Genomic DNA, 16383 nt, shown 5'->3' with positions numbered 1-16383 from the left:
CCATCCCGGGAGAGAGAGCGGATCATTGCACACTGGCCGAGTTGTGTCAGGCCGGTACCAGGAAGGCCGCTTCCAGCAGTTGCAGGGTATAGGCATGCTGCGGATCAGCAAAAATCGCCCTGGCATCGCCTTGCTCTACCACCTGCCCATGCTTGACCACCATCAACTGGTGACTCAGCGCCTTCACCACCGCCAAATCATGGCTTATAAACAGGTAGGTCAAGTTGTACTTGGCCTGCAAGCTACGCAGCAATTCCACCACCTGGCGCTGCACCGTGCGGTCGAGTGCCGAGGTGGGTTCGTCGAGCAGGATCAGCCTCGGCTTGAGTACCAAGGCACGGGCGATGGCGATGCGTTGGCGCTGCCCACCGGAAAACTCGTGGGGGTAGCGATGCCGTGAATCCGGGTCCAGGCCCACTTCCTTGAGCGCCGCGATAATCGCGCTTTCCTGCTCGGCGGGTGTGCCCATCTTGTGAATGCGCAGGCCTTCACCCACGATCTCGCTGACGCACATGCGCGGGCTCAGGCTGCCGAACGGGTCCTGGAACACCACCTGCATTTCCCGGCGCAACGGACGCACCTGCTGCTGGGTGAGTGTGTCCAGTTGCTGGCCTTCGAAGCGAATGCCGCCCTTGCTGGCGATCAGCCGCAAAATCGCCAGGCCCAGGGTGGATTTGCCCGAACCGCTTTCGCCAACAATCCCCAGGGTTTGCCCTTGCGGCAGGCTGAAGTTGATGCCGTCCACCGCTTTGACGTAATCGACGGTGTTGCGCAAAAAGCCTTTCTTGATCGGGAACCATACCTTCAAGTCATCGACTTCCAGCAGCGGTGGGCCTACTTCATTGCCGGCAGGCCCGCCGCTAGGCTCCGCCGCCAGCAGCTCCTGGGTATACGGATGTTGTGGCGCCTGGAACAACGTCTCGCAATCGGCCTGCTCGACGATGCAACCTTTCTGCATCACACACACGCGGTGGGCGATGCGGCGCACCAGGTTCAAGTCATGGCTGATCAACAGCAACGCCATGCCCAGGCGTGCCTGCAACTCCTTGAGCAGTTCCAGGATCTTCAATTGCACCGTCACGTCGAGGGCCGTGGTCGGCTCGTCTGCGATCAACAGTTCCGGCTCGTTGGCCAGGGCCATGGCAATCATCACCCGTTGGCGTTGCCCGCCGGACAGCTCGTGGGGCAGGGCCTTGAGGCGTTTGCGCGGTTCCGGGATGCCCACCAGTTCCAACAATTCCAGGGTGCGCTGAGTGGCGACCTTGCCTTGCAGCCCCTTGTGCAGGCCGAGCACTTCGTTGATCTGCTTCTCGATGGAGTGCAGCGGGTTCAACGAGGTCATTGGCTCCTGGAAGATCATCGCAATGCGGTTGCCGCGAATGTGGCGGATAGTTTTTTCTTTCAGCGTGAGCAGGTCTTGCCCGGCGTAGTTGATGGTCCCGGAGGGGTGCCGCGCCAGCGGGTACGGCAGCAGGCGCAGGATCGAGTGGGCGGTCACCGATTTTCCGGAGCCGCTTTCGCCCACCAGGGCCAGGGTTTCACCGCGCTTGATATCGAAGCTGACGTTGTTCACCACGCGGTGCGAGTGGTCACCGGTGACAAACTCGACACTGAGGTCGCGGACTTCGATCAGATTGTCCTGATTCATCTCATTTCCTCGGGTCGAAGGCATCGCGAGCGGACTCGCCGATAAACACCAGCAAACTCAGCATGATCGCCAACACGGCAAAGGCACTCATGCCCAGCCACGGCGCTTGCAGGTTGGATTTACCCTGGGCCACCAGTTCGCCCAACGACGGCGAGCCCGCCGGCAAACCGAAACCGAGGAAGTCCAGGGCGGTCAGGGTGCCGATGGCGCCGGTGAGGATGAACGGCATGAAGGTCATGGTCGAGACCATCGCGTTGGGCAGGATATGCCGGAACATGATCGCGCCGTTCTGCATGCCCAATGCTCGGGCAGCCCGCACATACTCGAGGTTGCGCCCGCGCAGGAACTCGGCGCGCACCACGTCCACCAGGCTCATCCAGGAGAACAGCAACATGATGCCCAGTAGCCACCAGAAGTTGGGCTGTACGAAACTGGCAAGAATGATCAGCAGGTACAGCACCGGCAACCCGGACCAGATCTCCAGGAAACGCTGCCCGGCCAGGTCGACCCAGCCGCCATAGAACCCCTGCAAGGCGCCAGCGATCACGCCGATGATCGAGCTGAGCACCGTGAGCGTCAGGGCAAACAGCACCGACACACGGAAGCCGTAGATCACCCGGGCCAGCACATCACGGCCCTGGTCATCGGTGCCCAGCAGGTTGACGCTGGAAGGTGGCGCGGGGGCCGGCACTTTGAGGTCGTAGTTGATGCTCTGGTAGCTGAACGGAATCGGCGCCCACAACGTCCAGGCGTCCTTGGCCTTGAGCAATTCCTGGATATACGGGCTCTTGTAGTTGGCCTCCAGCGGGAACTCACCGCCAAAGGTGGTCTCCGGGTAGCGCTTGAGCGCCGGGAAATACCAGTCGCCATCGAAGTGCACCGCCAGCGGCTTGTCGTTGGCGATCAACTCAGCGCCCAGGCTCAGCACAAACAAGACCAGGAACAGCCACAGCGACCACCAGCCACGCTTGTTCGCCTTGAACCGCTCGAACCGGCGGCGATTGAGGGGGGATAGATTCATCTCAATGCTCCCGGCTGGCGAAGTCGATACGTGGATCGACCAGGGTGTAGGTGAGGTCGCCGATCAGTTTCACGATCAGCCCCAGCAGGGTGAAGATAAACAGCGTACCGAATACCACTGGGTAGTCACGGTTGATCGCCGCTTCAAAACTCATCAGGCCCAGGCCGTCAAGGGAGAAGATCACCTCCACCAGCAGCGAGCCGGTAAAGAAGATGCCGATGAAGGCCGACGGGAAACCAGCGATCACCAACAGCATGGCGTTACGGAATACGTGGCCGTAGAGCACGCGGTGGTTGGTCAGGCCCTTGGCCTTGGCGGTGACCACGTACTGTTTGTTGATCTCGTCGAGAAAGCTGTTCTTGGTGAGCAAGGTCATGGTGGCGAAGTTGCCAATCACCAGGGCGGTGATCGGCAACGCGAGGTGCCAGAAGTAATCGAGGATCTTGCCGCCCCAACTCAGTTCGTCGAAGTTGTTGGACGTGAGCCCGCGCAAGGGGAACCAGTCGAAGTAACTGCCACCGGCAAACACCACGATCAGCAGGATTGCGAACAGGAACGCCGGGATCGCGTAGCCGACGATGATTGCCGAACTGGTCCACACGTCGAAGTGGCTGCCGTGGCGCGTGGCCTTGGCGATCCCCAGGGGGATCGACACCAGGTACATGATCAGCGTGCTCCATAAACCGAGGGAGATGGACACCGGCATCTTTTCCTTGATCAGGTCGATGACCTTGGCGTCACGGAAGAAACTGTCGCCAAAGTCCAGGCGGGCATAGTTCTTGACCATGATCCACAAGCGTTCCGGCGCCGACTTGTCGAAGCCGTACATCTTCTCGATTTCCTTGATCAGCGCCGGGTCGAGGCCCTGGGCTCCCCGATAGCTGGAACCGGCCACCGCAACTTCGGCACCGCCGCCGGCAATGCGGCTGGTGGCGCCGTCAAAGCCTTCGAGCTTGGCGATCATCTGTTCCACCGGCCCACCTGGGGCGGCCTGGATGATGATGAAGTTGATCAGCAAGATCCCGAACAGCGTCGGAATGATCAGCAACAGGCGGCGAAAGATATAGGCCAGCATTTAATCGCCTCCGCTCGCCGGATCGGCGCTCGTCTGGGGGGGAGTCGGCGGTTGCACATTCGGCTTGCTCCACCAGGTAGAGATGCCGACGTCGTACAGCGGCGAAACCTTTGGATGACCGAGGTTGTTCCAGTAAGCCACGCGGAAGGTCTTTATGTGCCAGTTGGGGATCACGTAGTAGCCAAACTGCAGCACACGGTCCAGGGACTTGGCGTGGGCGATCAGGCTGGCGCGGGTGTCGGAATCGATCAGTTGCTCTACCAACTGGTCGACCGCCGGGTCTTTGAGGCCCATGTAGTTGCGGCTGCCAGGCTTGTCGGCGCTGGTGGACTTCCAGAACTCGCGCTGTTCGTTACCCGGTGACGATGATTGCGGGAAGCTGCCCACCACCATGTCGAAGTCCCGTGAGCGCAGGCGGTTGATAAATTGGGACACGTCGACCCGGCGAATCACCAGGTCAATCCCCAAGTCCGCCAGGTTGCGCTTGAACGGCAGCAGGATGCGTTCGAACTCGGTCTGGGCCAGCAGGAACTCGATCTTCACCGGTTTGCCGGTGGTGTCGACCATCTTGTCGTCGACGATTTTCCAGCCGGCTTCCTGCAGCAATTGATACGCCTCGCGCTGCTGCGCACGGATCATGCCGCTGCCGTCCGTCTTGGCCGGTTCGAAGGCTTCGGTGAACACCTGCGGCGGGATTTTATCGCGCAGCGGCTCCAGGATCGCCAGTTCTTCCGGGCCAGGCAGGCCGGTGGCGGCCATGTCGGAGTTTTCGAAGTAACTGCGGGTGCGGGTGTAGGCACCGTTGAACAGTTGCTTGTTGCTCCATTCGAAATCCAGCAGCAGGCTGATAGCCTTGCGCACGCGCACGTCTTCGAACATCGGCTTGCGCACGTTGAACACGAAGCCCTGCATCCCCGTGGGGTTGCCATTCGGAATCTCTTCCTTGATCAGGCGCCCTTCGGCTACGGCGGGAACGTTGTAGGCATTCGCCCAGTTTTTCGCACTGAATTCGGCCCAGTAATCGAATTGCCCGGCCTTGAGGGCCTCCAGCGCCACCGTCGCGTCGCGGTAGTAATCGGTGATGCGCTGGTCGAAGTTGTACAGACCCTTGTTGATCGGCAAGTCCTTGCCCCAATAGTCCTTGACCCGCTCGTAACGCACCGAACGCCCGGCCTTGACCTCGGCCACCTGGTAGGGACCGCTGCCCAGCGGGAACTCCAGGTTGCCCTTGTTGAAGTCGCGGGTGGCCCACCAGTGTTTTGGCAGGACCGGCAGTTGGCCGAGGATCAGCGGTAGTTCGCGGTTGTTGGTGCGCTTGAACTTGAACAGCACGCGCAACGGGTCTTCGGCGATCACTTCGTCAACATCGGCGTAATAGGTGCGGTAGAGCGGGGTGCCGTCCTTGATCAGGGTCTGGAAGCTGAACACCACGTCGTCGGCACGTATGGGGTGGCCATCGTGGAAGCGAGCTTCAGGACGCAGGTAGAAACGCACCCAGCTGTTATCCGGGGCCTTTTCAATCTTGCCGGCCACCAGGCCATATTCGGTGAAGGGTTCGTCGAGGCTCTGGGTGGCGAGGGTGTCGTAGATCAGGTTGATATTGTCGGCAGGTACGCCTTTGCTGATAAACGGGTTGAAGCTGTCAAAACCGCTCAGGCTGGACTCACGGAAGGTGCCGCCCTTGGGCGCGTCGGGGTTCACGTAGTCGGTGTGCTTGAAGTCGGCGGGGTACTTGGGAGGTTCGTTGTACAACGTTAAGGCATGTTGTGGAGCGGCGTGGGCCACGTTGCATAGAAGCAGGCTGGCGAGCAGTGCGTTGCGCAAATGCATCATTGGGCTTTCTCCGAAGCTTTCAGCCACCATGCGCTCAAGCCCAGGCTATAGGGCGGCGTGGTAACAAAGGCGAACCGGTTGCGGTACGCCAGGCGATGATAGTTGAGGTACCAGTTGGGAATACTGTAGTGCTGCCACAGCAGCACTCGATCCAAGGCACGCCCGGCGGCCAGTTGCTCGTCGCGGGTTTGTGCCGCCAGCAGTTGTTCCAGCAGGTGATCGACGATGGGGTTGGCGATGCCTGCATAGTTCTTGCTGCCCTTGATTGCCGCCTGGCTGGAGTGGAAGTACTGCCACTGCTCAAGGCCGGGGCTCAAGGTTTGGTTGAGGGTCATCAGGATCATGTCGAAGTCGAACTGATCCAGGCGTTGCTTGTACTGGGCGCGATCTACCGTGCGCAGGCGCGCGTCGATGCCGATACTGATCAGGTTCTCTACATAGGGCTGCAGGATGCGCTCCAGGTTCGGATTGACCAGCAGGATCTCAAAGCGCAGCGGCTGACCATCACTGTTGAGCAGGCGCTGGCCCGACAGTTTCCAACCGGCTTCGCCTAACAAGGCCAGTGCTCGGCGCATGGTGTCGCGTGGTATGCCGCGACCATCGGTCTGGGGCAGGCTGAACGCTTGGGTAAACAGGTTGATCGGCAACTGTTCGCGGTAGGGCGAGAGCATCAGCCATTCGTGGCCCACAGGCACGCCGGTCGCGGCGAACTCACTGTTTGGGTAGTAGCTCAAGGTGCGTTTGTAGGCGCTGCTGAACAGGGTGCGGTTGGTCCATTCAAAGTCGAACATCAACCCCAGGGCTTCGCGCACCTTGGTCTGGCTAAAGGTCGGCCGCCGGGTGTTCATGAACAGGCCCTGGCTTTGGGTCGGGATCTGGTGGGCGATCTGCGCCTTGATCACGTCGCCACGGTTGACCGCGGGAAAGTTGTAGCCCGTCGCCCAGTTCTTGGCCTGGTGCTCGATGTAGATGTCGAATTCGCCTGCCTTGAAGGCTTCGAAGGCCACGTCACTGTCGCGGTAGAACTCCACTTCGACTTTGTCGTAGTTGTAGAAACCCTGGTTGACCGGCAGGTCCTTGCCCCAGTAATCCTTTACCCGTTCGAACACCAATTGCCGTCCAGGCGTGACCTTGCTGATGCGGTATGGCCCGCTGCCTAGCGGAGGTTCGAAGGTGGTTGCCTTGAAATCGCGGTTCTTCCAGTAATGCTGGGGCAGAACCGGCAACTCGCCCAGGCGCAGGATCAGCAGCGGGTTGCCGGCACGCTTGAACACAAAACGGATACGGTGGGGATTGAGAATATCGACCCGCGACACTTCTTGCAGGTTGGTGCGGTACTGCGGGTGGCCTTCGGTCAGCAGGGTGCGATAGGAAAACGCCACATCATAGGCGGTGATCGGGTGGCCGTCGTGAAAGCGCGCTTCGGGGCGCAGGTTGAACACCACCCAACTGCGGTCTTCGCTGTATTCCACCGACTGGGCGATCAGCCCGTAGCTGGAGGTGGGCTCATCACCGGACGGCGCGTACTGCCCGGTACCGACCATCAATGGCTCATTCAGCTCATTGACGCCGTATTGCAGGAAATTGGCCGTGGAAACCGGGCTTGAGCCCTTGAAGGTATAGGGGTTGAGCGTATCGAACGTGCCAAATGCCATGACCCGCAAGGTCCCGCCTTTCGGCGCTGCAGGGTTTACCCAATCGAAGTGGGTGAATTTGGCCGGGTACTTGAGCCTGCCGAACTGCGTGTAACCGTGGCTCTCGGTAATCGTCGCGTTCGCAGCAAAGCTCAAGGCCAGACTTATTAGTAGAAGGAGGGGACGCTTCAAGTCAGAGATCCGATCCAGGCGGCTTGGGCTTTATGATCGGTACAGTAACAGCTTGTTCCGGTTGGAAAAAGCTCACTGGAAACACTGTAGATCCAATGTGGGAGCGGGCTTGCTCGCGAAGGCGGTGGGTCAGTCAAATAATCAGTGACTGACACTCCGTATTCGCGAGCAAGCCCGCTCCCACATTAGCTCCCCTGTGTTCTTTAGGGCTCAGCGTGGTCCGGAAACCACCAGCATCTGCCCTGGCTTCAACGCCTGGCCAGTGCGTGGGTTCCAGCGTTTGAGATGTTGCATCTCAACGTTGAAGCGCTTGGCGACGATGTACAGCGAGTCGCCTTTCTTGACCTTGTATTGCACCGGCTTCTTGCTGTCAGCCTTGGCGACTAGCTTGCGCGTGTCCTGCATGACCAGGGTCTGGCCGACTTTGAGGGCCTGGCCGTTGAGTTTGTTCCAGCGCTGCAGGTCATGCACGTCGACCTTGTTGGCCTTGGCGATCATCGTCAGGTTGTCGCCACTGCGCACCTTGTAGCTACGGCTACGCCCGGCAACACGCGCGGTCTCGACTTCGTCGAACACCGGCTTTTTCGGGCGCATGCTTAGCAATTCTTCCGGCTTCATCGTCGAAAGGGTGCTGGTGAGCAGTTGAGCCTTGGAGGTCGGCACCAGCAAATGCTGGGGGCCGTCCAGGGTGGTGCGTTGTTTCAGGGCCGGGTTGAGCTGGAACAGTTCGTCTTCGTCGATCTCGGCCAACGCGGCGACCCGTGACAGGTCCATGCTCTGCTTGACTTCAACCACTTCGAAGTACGGCTGGTTGGCAATCGGGCTCAGGTTGACACCGTAGGCCTCGGGCGCCAGCACCACTTGGGACAGTGCCAGGAACTTCGGTACGTAGTCCTTGGTTTCCTGGGGCAGTGGCAGGTTCCAGTAGTCGGTAGGCAGGCCAAGCTTTTCGTTGCGCTCGATGGCCCGGCTGACCGTGCCTTCACCGGCGTTATAAGCCGCGAGGGCCAACAGCCAGTCACCGTTGAACATATCGTGCAGACGGGTCAGATAGTCCAGGGCGGCGGTTGTCGAGGCAGTGATATCGCGGCGACCGTCGTAGGCGCGGGTCTGACGCAGGTTGAAGTAGCGCCCGGTGGAGGGGATGAATTGCCACAGGCCGACCGCATCGCTACGCGAATAGGCCATCGGGTTGTAGGCACTTTCAATCACTGGCAGCAGCGCCAGCTCCAGGGGCATGTTGCGTTCTTCAAGGCGTTCGACGATGTAATGAATGTAGAGGCTGCCGCGTTCCCCGGCGTTCTCCAGGAAGGAAGGGTTACTGGCGAACCACAGGCGCTGTTGCTCGATGCGCGGGTTGACGCCCAGACCGTCCTGCAATTGAAAGCCCCGACGCATGCGCTCCCAGACATCCTGGGGTATTTCGGGGCTGGGCTTCTCTGAGAGCCAAATAGGTTTTTGCTTGATCTTGGCGGCAAGATTGGGTTTGGGTTGCACGGTGGATTGTGCAGCGAAATTTGTCGATTGGCAGCCCGCCAGAGTCGCGGACACAGCCACCGCCACAGCTTGAGCCAGGCGGGTCAATGCGTCTGAATGGTTGGATTTACGAATAGATGACGACATTGGCTGGAAGTAAGTTCCGGGCAAAAATGTCGGGCGATTCTAGAAAGCACTTTGGTTCCGGTCAACCATTCAGAAAATACGTATCAGATTGCATCCGCTTAGAACTTATCTTTCCAAGCCCTCAAGCTAGCAAACACCTCGGCCCCAGAGCGGTTGTCACGGCCATTCCGTTCGTCCGCTTTTTGTTTAACGGATGTTTCAGCGGTACGCAAGAAGGGGTTGGTACGTTTTTCCAGCGCCAGGTTCGAAGGCAGCGTGATCTCGCCACGGGCCCGCAATTGGCGAACGTTTTCCACGCGTTCGGCGATATCGGCGTTCGCCGGTTCCACCGCCTGGGCAAATTTGAGGTTACTTTGTGTGTATTCGTGGGTGCAGTACACCAGGGTGTCGGCGGGCAGGGCGGCCAGGCGTTCCAGCGAGGTGTGCATCTGCTGCGGCGTACCTTCGAACAGACGCCCGCAGCCGGCAGCAAACAGCGTATCACCACAGAACAGCACGCCTTGGTGATAAAAGGCGATATGGCCGAGGGTATGGCCGGGGACGGCGTATACGTCGAAATCCCAGCCCAGCACTTTAATACGGTCGTTGTCGTTGAGCGCCACATCCCGCGCAGGGATCTTCTCGTTTGCCGGGCCGTAGACCTTGGCGTCGGTGATACGCTTGAGTTGTTCGACACCGCCGACATGGTCGTGGTGGTGATGGGTGATCAGGATGTCGCTGAGGGACCACTGGGGGTTTTGCTCAAGCCACGCCAGCACGGGCGCGGCGTCGCCTGGGTCGACCACCGCGCAGCGATGGGTCTGGGAGTCTTGTAACAACCAGATGTAGTTGTCGGTGAAGGCGGGCAGGGCACTGATCTGTATCATTCTTCGATTCGCCAAGCTGAACACATTGGTGCATCTTAGAACGTCTAGGCGAGTTGGAGAATGCAATGACTGATAAAGCGTTCGCCCAGGCCGATCCTGAATGGCTGGCCCTGATCAGCGCAGCCCGTGAGTGGCTGTCCGGGCCGGTCGGGCAATTTCTGCTGGACGAGGAACGGCGCATGCTCGAAGACGAGCTGGGGCGGTTCTTCGGGGGTTATCTGGTGCATTACGGCCCGTCGGCCCAGACGCCGCCGTGCGCACCGCAGGTGCAACGTAACGTGCGCCTGGGGGCGCCGTTGCCGGGGGTGGAAATTGTCTGTGAAGAACAAGCCTGGCCGTTGAGTGAGCACGCTGCCGATGTGGTGGTGTTGCAACACGGCCTGGATTTCTGCTTGTCGCCCCACGGCTTGCTGCGTGAAGCCGCGAGCAGTGTGCGCCCGGGTGGCCATTTGCTCATTATTGGCATCAACCCTTGGAGCAGTTGGGGGCTGCGCCATGTATTTGCCCACGACGCGCTGCGCCAGGCGCGCTGTATCTCGCCGTCGCGGGTCGGCGACTGGCTGAACCTGCTTGGCTTCGCGCTGGAGAAACGCCGCTTCGGGTGCTATCGTCCGCCGCTTGCCTCGACCAAGTGGCAGGCCCGCCTGGCCGGCTGGGAACGCCGTGCGGGGACCTGGCAATTGTCCGGTGGCGGCTTCTATTTATTGGTCGCGCGCAAGATAGTGGTCGGCTTGCGTCCCGTGCGCCAAGTGCTACGCCAGCCCATGGGCAAGCTGGTGCCGATGCCAATGGCCAAGGTCAACCGCAAGCAAAGCGAACCGTAAAACCTTTTTTGATTTCTGACCGAGCAACCGATGACCGATACCGTAGAACTCTTCACCGATGGCGCCTGCAAGGGCAACCCGGGCCCTGGCGGCTGGGGCGCATTATTGGTGTGCAAAGGCGTCGAGAAGGAACTGTGGGGCGGCGAGCCCAACACAACCAACAACCGCATGGAGCTGATGGGCGCCATTCGCGGCCTCGAAGAACTCAAGCGTCGCTGCGACGTTGTGCTGGTGACCGACTCGCAATACGTGATGAAGGGCATCAACGAGTGGATGGTCAACTGGAAGAAACGCGGTTGGAAAACCGCTGCAAAAGAACCGGTCAAGAATGCCGACCTGTGGCAACTGCTCGACGAACAGTGCAATCGCCATAACATCACCTGGAAATGGGTGCGCGGGCACATCGGCCACCCAGGCAACGAACGGGCCGATCAGTTGGCCAACCGTGGCGTGGACGATGTACGCGGTTATAAACAGAGCTGACGATTAAAGTGCCGCGATGGCCTGTGCCAGTTGCATGTCGGTAAAGGTTTGCCCTGGCAGGCATTCACGGATATGCACCAGCGCCGATTCCAGGCGCACGCCATGGATCTGACCATCGCTGGCGACAAAGGCTTCGGCGTCATCGCGTGCGGCCTGCACGATCTTGTCATCCTTGAATGACGAGCTGGTGCCCTTGGTGGCACTCATGGAGAGGCTGACCAGGAAGTCGGTGGTCATCACGAAGCTGGTGGCGTGTGCCGTGCAGGTGCTACTGATCAGTAGCAGCGCACACAGCGTTTTTGGCATGTTCATGTTTCTGCGAGGTCCGCAATAGGTGGGGCGCGCAGGCTAACAAGGGCGCCTCTGCCAAACTGCTGCAGCTTTGCTAAAGATTGTAAGAAACTGTCGAACCCTCAATGCTCGGGACCCGCCTTGGGCGGCCTGGGGCATGACGTGCTAATATCCCGCCCCTTGAAATACACCACACCGCTGAGAGCTGAACCCTGATGGCCATCCGATCTGTTGTACTCGATACCGAAACCACCGGCATGCCGGTGACCGATGGCCACCGGATCATCGAAATCGGCTGTGTCGAGCTCATGGGTCGACGCCTAACGGGTCGCCACTTCCACGTGTACCTGCAACCCGATCGGGACAGTGACGAAGGCGCGATTGGCGTCCACGGCATTACCGACGAATTTCTCAAGGGCAAGCCACGTTTTGCCGAGGTGGCCGACGAGTTCTTCGAATTCATCAACGGCGCCCAGTTGATCATCCATAACGCGGCGTTCGACGTCGGCTTCATCAACAATGAATTTGCCCTGATGGGGCAGGCGGACCGTGCGGATATTTCCCAGCACTGTTCGATCCTCGACACATTGATGATGGCCCGTGAGCGTCACCCGGGCCAGCGCAACAGCCTCGATGCCCTGTGCAAACGTTATGGCGTCGACAACTCCGGCCGTGAACTGCACGGCGCCTTGCTCGACTCCGAGATTCTCGCCGACGTCTACCTGACCATGACCGGTGGCCAGACCAGCCTGTCCCTGGCCGGTAACGCTTCCGACGGCAGCGGCTCGGCGGAAGGCTCGGGCAACCGACCTTCGGAAATCCGCCGCCTGCCGGCGGATCGCAAGCCGAGCGTCATTATCCGCGCCAGCGAGCAGGATATGCTTGAGCACGCGGCGCGGTTGGAGGCGATTGCCAAGTCGGCGGGTGCGCCGGCGTTGTGGTCTCAGTTGACCGAGCAGTAATCCAGCCGAGTGCAGTCAAATGCTGGTGGGGCTTGCCCCCACCGTTTGATCTTCGTCACCAGTCAAATCTTCATTCGCATCATCGCCGCCCAGCTTCTACCCTTGAGTGCATAGCCCTCAGGACTGAACGCACTCATGTACAAAGACCTGAAGTTCCCCGTTCTGATCGTGCACCGCGACATCAAGGCCGACACTGTCGCCGGTGATCGGGTGCGAGGCATTGCCCGGGAGTTGGAACAAGAGGGCTTCAGTATCTTTTCTGCCGTGGACTACGCTGAAGGCCGGCTGGTGGCCTCAACCCATCACGGCCTGGCGTGCATGCTGATTGCCGCCGAAGGCGCCGGCGAAAATACCCATCTGCTGCAAAACATGGTCGAACTGATCCGCCTGGCACGACTTAGGGCGCCCAACCTGCCGATCTTTGCCCTGGGCGAGCAAGTCACCCTAGAGAACGCTCCGGCCGATGCCATGAGCGAGCTCAACCAGTTGCGCGGCATTCTCTATTTATTTGAAGACACGGTTCCCTTTCTGGCGCGGCAAGTGGCGCGCGCAGCCCGCACCTACCTGGATGGCCTGCTGCCGCCGTTCTTCAAGGCCCTGGTGCAGCACACCGCCGACTCCAATTATTCCTGGCATACACCCGGCCATGGCGGCGGCGTGGCCTATCGCAAAAGCCCGGTGGGGCAGGCGTTTCACCAGTTCTTTGGGGAAAATACCCTGCGCTCGGACTTGTCTGTCTCGGTGCCCGAGCTGGGCTCGCTGCTCGATCACACCGGGCCGCTTGCCGAAGCCGAAGCTCGTGCCGCGCGCAACTTCGGCGCCGACCACACGTTCTTTGTCATCAACGGCACCTCCACCGCCAACAAGATCGTGTGGCACTCGATGGTCGCCCGTGACGACCTGGTATTGGTCGACCGCAATTGCCACAAGTCGGTATTGCATTCGATCATCATGACCGGCGCCATCCCCCTGTACCTGTGCCCCGAGCGTAACGAACTGGGGATCATCGGCCCGATTCCCTTGAGCGAATTCAGCCCCGAGTCGATCCGCGCCAAAATCGACGCCAGCCCCCTGACCCGAGGCCGCCCGCCGACAGTGAAGATGGCGGTGGTCACCAACTCCACCTACGACGGCCTGTGCTACAACGCAGAACTGATCAAGCAGCAATTGGGCAGCAGTGTCGAGGTGTTGCATTTCGACGAAGCCTGGTACGCCTACGCGGCGTTTCACGAGTTCTTTGCCGGGCGCTACGGCATGGGGACTTCACGTACCTCCGACAGCCCGCTGGTGTTTACGACGCACTCCACGCACAAATTGCTGGCGGCATTCAGCCAGGCTTCAATGATTCATGTGCAGGACGGCGGCGCGCGCCAGCTCGACCGGGACCGCTTCAACGAAGCGTTCATGATGCATATCTCCACCTCGCCGCAGTACAGCATCATTGCCTCTTTGGATGTGGCCTCGGCCATGATGGAAGGCCCGGCAGGTCGCTCGTTGTTGCAGGAAATGTTCGATGAAGCCCTGAGCTTTCGCCGCGCCCTCGCCAACCTGCGCCAGCACATCGCCGCTGAAGACTGGTGGTTCTCCATCTGGCAGCCGCCGTCAGTGGCTGGCATCGATCGTGTGGCCACTGCCGATTGGCTGTTGCACCCGCAAGATGACTGGCATGGCTTCGGCGATGTGGCCGAAGACTATGTGCTGCTGGACCCGATCAAAGTGACCCTGGTGATGCCCGGCCTCAACGCTGGCGGCGCCTTGAGCGAGTGCGGAATTCCCGCCGCAGTGGTCAGTAAATTCCTCTGGGAGCGTGGGCTGGTGGTGGAAAAGACCGGGCTGTATTCCTTCCTGGTGCTGTTTTCCATGGGCATCACCAAGGGGAAATGGAGTACCTTGCTCACCGAACTGCTGGAGTTCAAGCGCAGCTACGACGCCAATGTCAGCTTGGCCAGTTGCTTACCGTCGGTGTTTGCGCAGGGGCCGCTGCGTTATCAAGGCCTGGGTTTGCGCGACCTGTGCAACCAACTGCACAGCTGTTACCGCAGCAATGCCACGGCCAAGCACCTCAAGCGCATGTACACCGTATTGCCGGAGATCGCGATGAAACCGGCCGATGCCTACGACCAGTTGGTGCGAGGCGAGGTTGAAGCGGTGTCCATCGATGCCTTGTCAGGGCGTGTCGCAGCCGTGATGCTGGTACCTTATCCGCCCGGTATCCCGTTGATCATGCCGGGTGAGCGCTTTACCGAGTCGACACGTTCGATCATTGACTACCTGGCTTTTGCCCGGACGTTCGATAGCAGTTTTCCTGGGTTCGTCGCTGACGTGCATGGGTTGCAACACGAAGATGACGGCAGTGGTCGTTGTTACACCGTCGATTGCATCAAGGGTTAAGGATGGTTATGCAAGCTGTAATGAACCCGAAGTATCCGGGGCTCAGTGTACGGGTCGCCGACGAGGGCTTTGATGCCTACGTGTGGGGCAATGACTTCAGCTTTGAGGTCAGCGCCTACGGCGAGCCGCAGATGGGCAAGCGGGTCGATCAATGGCCTGTGGAGCGCATCCTGCCGTACCGCAAGTGCTATGGGATTGACCCTGAAGAGTTCGCCAGTTTTCGCGATGCGCCAGACAGTGCGATTTTCATGGCCTACCTGGACGATCAGCCGGTGGGGCATATCGTGGTCAGCACCAACTGGAACGGTTTTGCCCATGTCGATGAGCTGGCAGTGGCCTTGCCAGCGCGCCGCCACGGCGTTGCCAAGGCCTTGCTGGATGTGGCGCAGTTCTGGAGCCGCAAGAAAAACCTGCCGGGCATGATGCTGGAAACCCAGAACAACAACCTGGGGGCCTGCCGTCTGTATGAGCGTTGCGGTTATGTGATGGGCGGCGTCGACCACTTGCGCTATCGCGGTATTGATCCACAAACCCGTGAAGTGGCGGTTTTCTGGTATCGACTGTTCAAGACCGAGGTCGATCAGCCTTAACCCGCCAGCAGGCCTTCGGCTTTTTGCGTGACAATCTCCAGCAGCGCATTCAGCGCCGGGGTGACTGTGCCCTCATTGAGGGTCAGCGCATACAGGCTGACCATGATCGGTGGCGATACCGGGCACGCATCCAGCCCGGCCTCCCGAGCACCGAACGCGGTGAATGGGTCGACAATCGCCAAGCCTTCGCCGGCTTCCACCATGCTGCGCATCATCTGGTAGGTTTGTACGCGTGTCTGCACCACCGGCAGCGGGCGCAGGGCTTGCAGCTTGGCGTCCAGCAGGCGACTCAGCGGGTCCTGGCCTTCCAGGCCGATCATCGACTGGCCGGCCAGGTCTTGCAGCGCAATGTACTTCTGCTTGGGCTTGAGCCAGCCGTGGGGGGCGAGCAGCTGCAACTTGCCTTGGGCCAGCACGCTGCTGTGGATTTGCGGGTGCTCTGGATCATGCAGGCTCAGGCCTACCTCGGCTTCGTGCAGCAGCAGGCTCCTGACGATCTCCCGAGTCGGCTGGCTCGACAGATTGCACGGCGTGTCCTGAAAGCGCCGACGCAGCACCGCGATACTCTGCGGCAGCAATTGATTGGCCAGGGGGGGAGTGCAGAGCACGCGCAGGGTGGGGGCGTGATGGTGTTTCAAGCGGCTGGCCAAGCGTTGCACCGGCTCCAGTGCTTCGTACACATGGGCCATTTCGGCTTGCAGCTCCAGGGTTTCTCGGGTGGCCTGCAAACGCCCGCGCACACTGGCAAACAACATGAAGCCAAGCTGTTGCTCGGCGTCCTTGAGCGCAACCTCTACATCGCCCACGGACAATTGCAACCATTCGGCGGCCGTGCCGAGGTGTCCGGTCTGCAAGATGGCCTGAATCACTTCGATATGACGTAAACGCATCGCCGGAGTCTAGGGGGCGCGCGCCGGGGATTCAATGGGTGGGAGAAAAACAGCGCACGT

Annotated in this window: 14 protein-coding genes; 5 read left to right on the top strand and 9 right to left on the bottom strand. The window is 60.1% G+C overall.

Translation table 11 applies throughout. The annotated features are described in order from the left end of the window. Positions 1–46: 46 nt before the first annotated feature. The 7 genes from HF257_RS26935 to gloB form a co-directional block, all read right to left on the bottom strand. Positions 47–1648 carry an ABC transporter ATP-binding protein gene (locus tag HF257_RS26935; RefSeq protein ID WP_185708981.1) on the bottom strand — a complete coding sequence of 534 codons (1602 nt, stop codon included), beginning with the start codon at positions 1646–1648 and terminating at the stop codon, positions 47–49. A gap of 1 nt (position 1649) precedes the next feature. Further along, positions 1650–2669, bottom strand: coding sequence for an ABC transporter permease (locus HF257_RS26930; RefSeq protein WP_185708982.1), 1020 nt, complete (start codon positions 2667–2669; stop codon positions 1650–1652). 1 nt (position 2670) lies between these two features. Continuing rightward, positions 2671–3744: a microcin C ABC transporter permease YejB gene (locus HF257_RS26925; RefSeq protein ID WP_017738566.1), complete on the bottom strand. Its 1074-nt coding sequence runs from the start codon at positions 3742–3744 to the stop codon at positions 2671–2673. Continuing rightward, positions 3745–5577 carry an extracellular solute-binding protein gene (locus HF257_RS26920; RefSeq protein ID WP_185708983.1) on the bottom strand — a complete coding sequence of 611 codons (1833 nt, stop codon included), beginning with the start codon at positions 5575–5577 and terminating at the stop codon, positions 3745–3747. Further along, entirely contained in the window at positions 5574–7403 is a 1830-nt protein-coding gene (locus HF257_RS26915) for an extracellular solute-binding protein (RefSeq protein ID WP_185708984.1), read from the bottom strand. The genes HF257_RS26920 and HF257_RS26915 overlap by 4 nt, the downstream gene beginning before the upstream one ends. 210 nt (positions 7404–7613) lie before the next feature. After that, positions 7614–9026 carry a lytic transglycosylase domain-containing protein gene (locus HF257_RS26910; RefSeq protein WP_185708985.1) on the bottom strand — a complete coding sequence of 471 codons (1413 nt, stop codon included), beginning with the start codon at positions 9024–9026 and terminating at the stop codon, positions 7614–7616. Positions 9027–9124: 98 nt separating this feature from the next. Further along, the gene (gene gloB / locus HF257_RS26905) at positions 9125–9892 is read right to left on the bottom strand and encodes a hydroxyacylglutathione hydrolase (protein ID WP_185708986.1); all 768 of its coding nucleotides are present in this window, start codon (positions 9890–9892) and stop codon (positions 9125–9127) included. Positions 9893–9957: 65 nt separating this feature from the next. Between gloB and HF257_RS26900 the strand changes: the two genes are divergently transcribed. Together HF257_RS26900 and rnhA are read left to right on the top strand one after the other, a co-directional pair. Beyond that, entirely contained in the window at positions 9958–10716 is a 759-nt protein-coding gene (locus tag HF257_RS26900; protein WP_185708987.1) for a methyltransferase domain-containing protein, read from the top strand. 30 nt (positions 10717–10746) lie between these two features. Next, positions 10747–11199, top strand: a complete 453-nt coding sequence (gene rnhA, locus HF257_RS26895) for a ribonuclease HI (RefSeq protein ID WP_185708988.1) — start codon at positions 10747–10749, stop codon at positions 11197–11199. 3 nt (positions 11200–11202) lie between these two features. Here the strand turns inward: rnhA and HF257_RS26890 are convergent, their stop codons facing one another. Then, positions 11203–11511, bottom strand: a complete 309-nt coding sequence (locus tag HF257_RS26890) for a DUF2388 domain-containing protein (RefSeq protein ID WP_185708989.1) — start codon at positions 11509–11511, stop codon at positions 11203–11205. Between the two features lie 200 nt (positions 11512–11711). On the opposite strand from HF257_RS26890, the gene dnaQ reads away from it, so the two are divergent. From dnaQ to HF257_RS26875, 3 genes are all read left to right on the top strand, one after another. After that, a complete protein-coding gene (gene dnaQ / locus HF257_RS26885; protein WP_185709119.1) occupies positions 11712–12452 on the top strand; it encodes a DNA polymerase III subunit epsilon in 741 nt (246 codons plus the stop codon). A gap of 135 nt (positions 12453–12587) precedes the next feature. Then, the gene (locus HF257_RS26880; RefSeq protein WP_185708990.1) at positions 12588–14843 is read left to right on the top strand and encodes an Orn/Lys/Arg family decarboxylase; all 2256 of its coding nucleotides are present in this window, start codon (positions 12588–12590) and stop codon (positions 14841–14843) included. Between the two features lie 8 nt (positions 14844–14851). Next, positions 14852–15433, top strand: coding sequence for a GNAT family N-acetyltransferase (locus HF257_RS26875; protein ID WP_233081504.1), 582 nt, complete (start codon positions 14852–14854; stop codon positions 15431–15433). On the opposite strand, the gene HF257_RS26870 is transcribed toward HF257_RS26875, so the two are convergent. Beyond that, positions 15430–16323, bottom strand: a complete 894-nt coding sequence (locus tag HF257_RS26870) for a LysR substrate-binding domain-containing protein (RefSeq protein WP_185708991.1) — start codon at positions 16321–16323, stop codon at positions 15430–15432. The two genes, HF257_RS26875 and HF257_RS26870, sit on opposite strands and share 4 nt — an antisense overlap. Between the last annotated feature and the right edge of the window lie 60 nt (positions 16324–16383).

It is taken from the genome of Pseudomonas cremoris (assembly GCF_014230465.1).
Note: the sequence above shows the minus strand (reverse complement) of the source record. Positions and strands in the feature narration are given on the sequence as shown.

Coding starts and splice junctions, on each gene's coding strand:
- HF257_RS26935 (WP_185708981.1), bottom strand. CDS start 1,648: ATGAATCAGGACAATCTGATCGAAGTCCGCGACCTCAGTGTCGAGTTT.
- HF257_RS26930 (WP_185708982.1), bottom strand. CDS start 2,669: ATGAATCTATCCCCCCTCAATCGCCGCCGGTTCGAGCGGTTCAAGGCG.
- HF257_RS26925 (WP_017738566.1), bottom strand. CDS start 3,744: ATGCTGGCCTATATCTTTCGCCGCCTGTTGCTGATCATTCCGACGCTG.
- HF257_RS26920 (WP_185708983.1), bottom strand. CDS start 5,577: ATGATGCATTTGCGCAACGCACTGCTCGCCAGCCTGCTTCTATGCAAC.
- HF257_RS26910 (WP_185708985.1), bottom strand. CDS start 9,026: ATGTCGTCATCTATTCGTAAATCCAACCATTCAGACGCATTGACCCGC.
- gloB (WP_185708986.1), bottom strand. CDS start 9,892: ATGATACAGATCAGTGCCCTGCCCGCCTTCACCGACAACTACATCTGG.
- HF257_RS26900 (WP_185708987.1), top strand. CDS start 9,958: ATGACTGATAAAGCGTTCGCCCAGGCCGATCCTGAATGGCTGGCCCTG.
- rnhA (WP_185708988.1), top strand. CDS start 10,747: ATGACCGATACCGTAGAACTCTTCACCGATGGCGCCTGCAAGGGCAAC.
- HF257_RS26890 (WP_185708989.1), bottom strand. CDS start 11,511: ATGAACATGCCAAAAACGCTGTGTGCGCTGCTACTGATCAGTAGCACC.
- HF257_RS26880 (WP_185708990.1), top strand. CDS start 12,588: ATGTACAAAGACCTGAAGTTCCCCGTTCTGATCGTGCACCGCGACATC.
- HF257_RS26875 (WP_233081504.1), top strand. CDS start 14,852: ATGCAAGCTGTAATGAACCCGAAGTATCCGGGGCTCAGTGTACGGGTC.
- HF257_RS26870 (WP_185708991.1), bottom strand. CDS start 16,323: ATGCGTTTACGTCATATCGAAGTGATTCAGGCCATCTTGCAGACCGGA.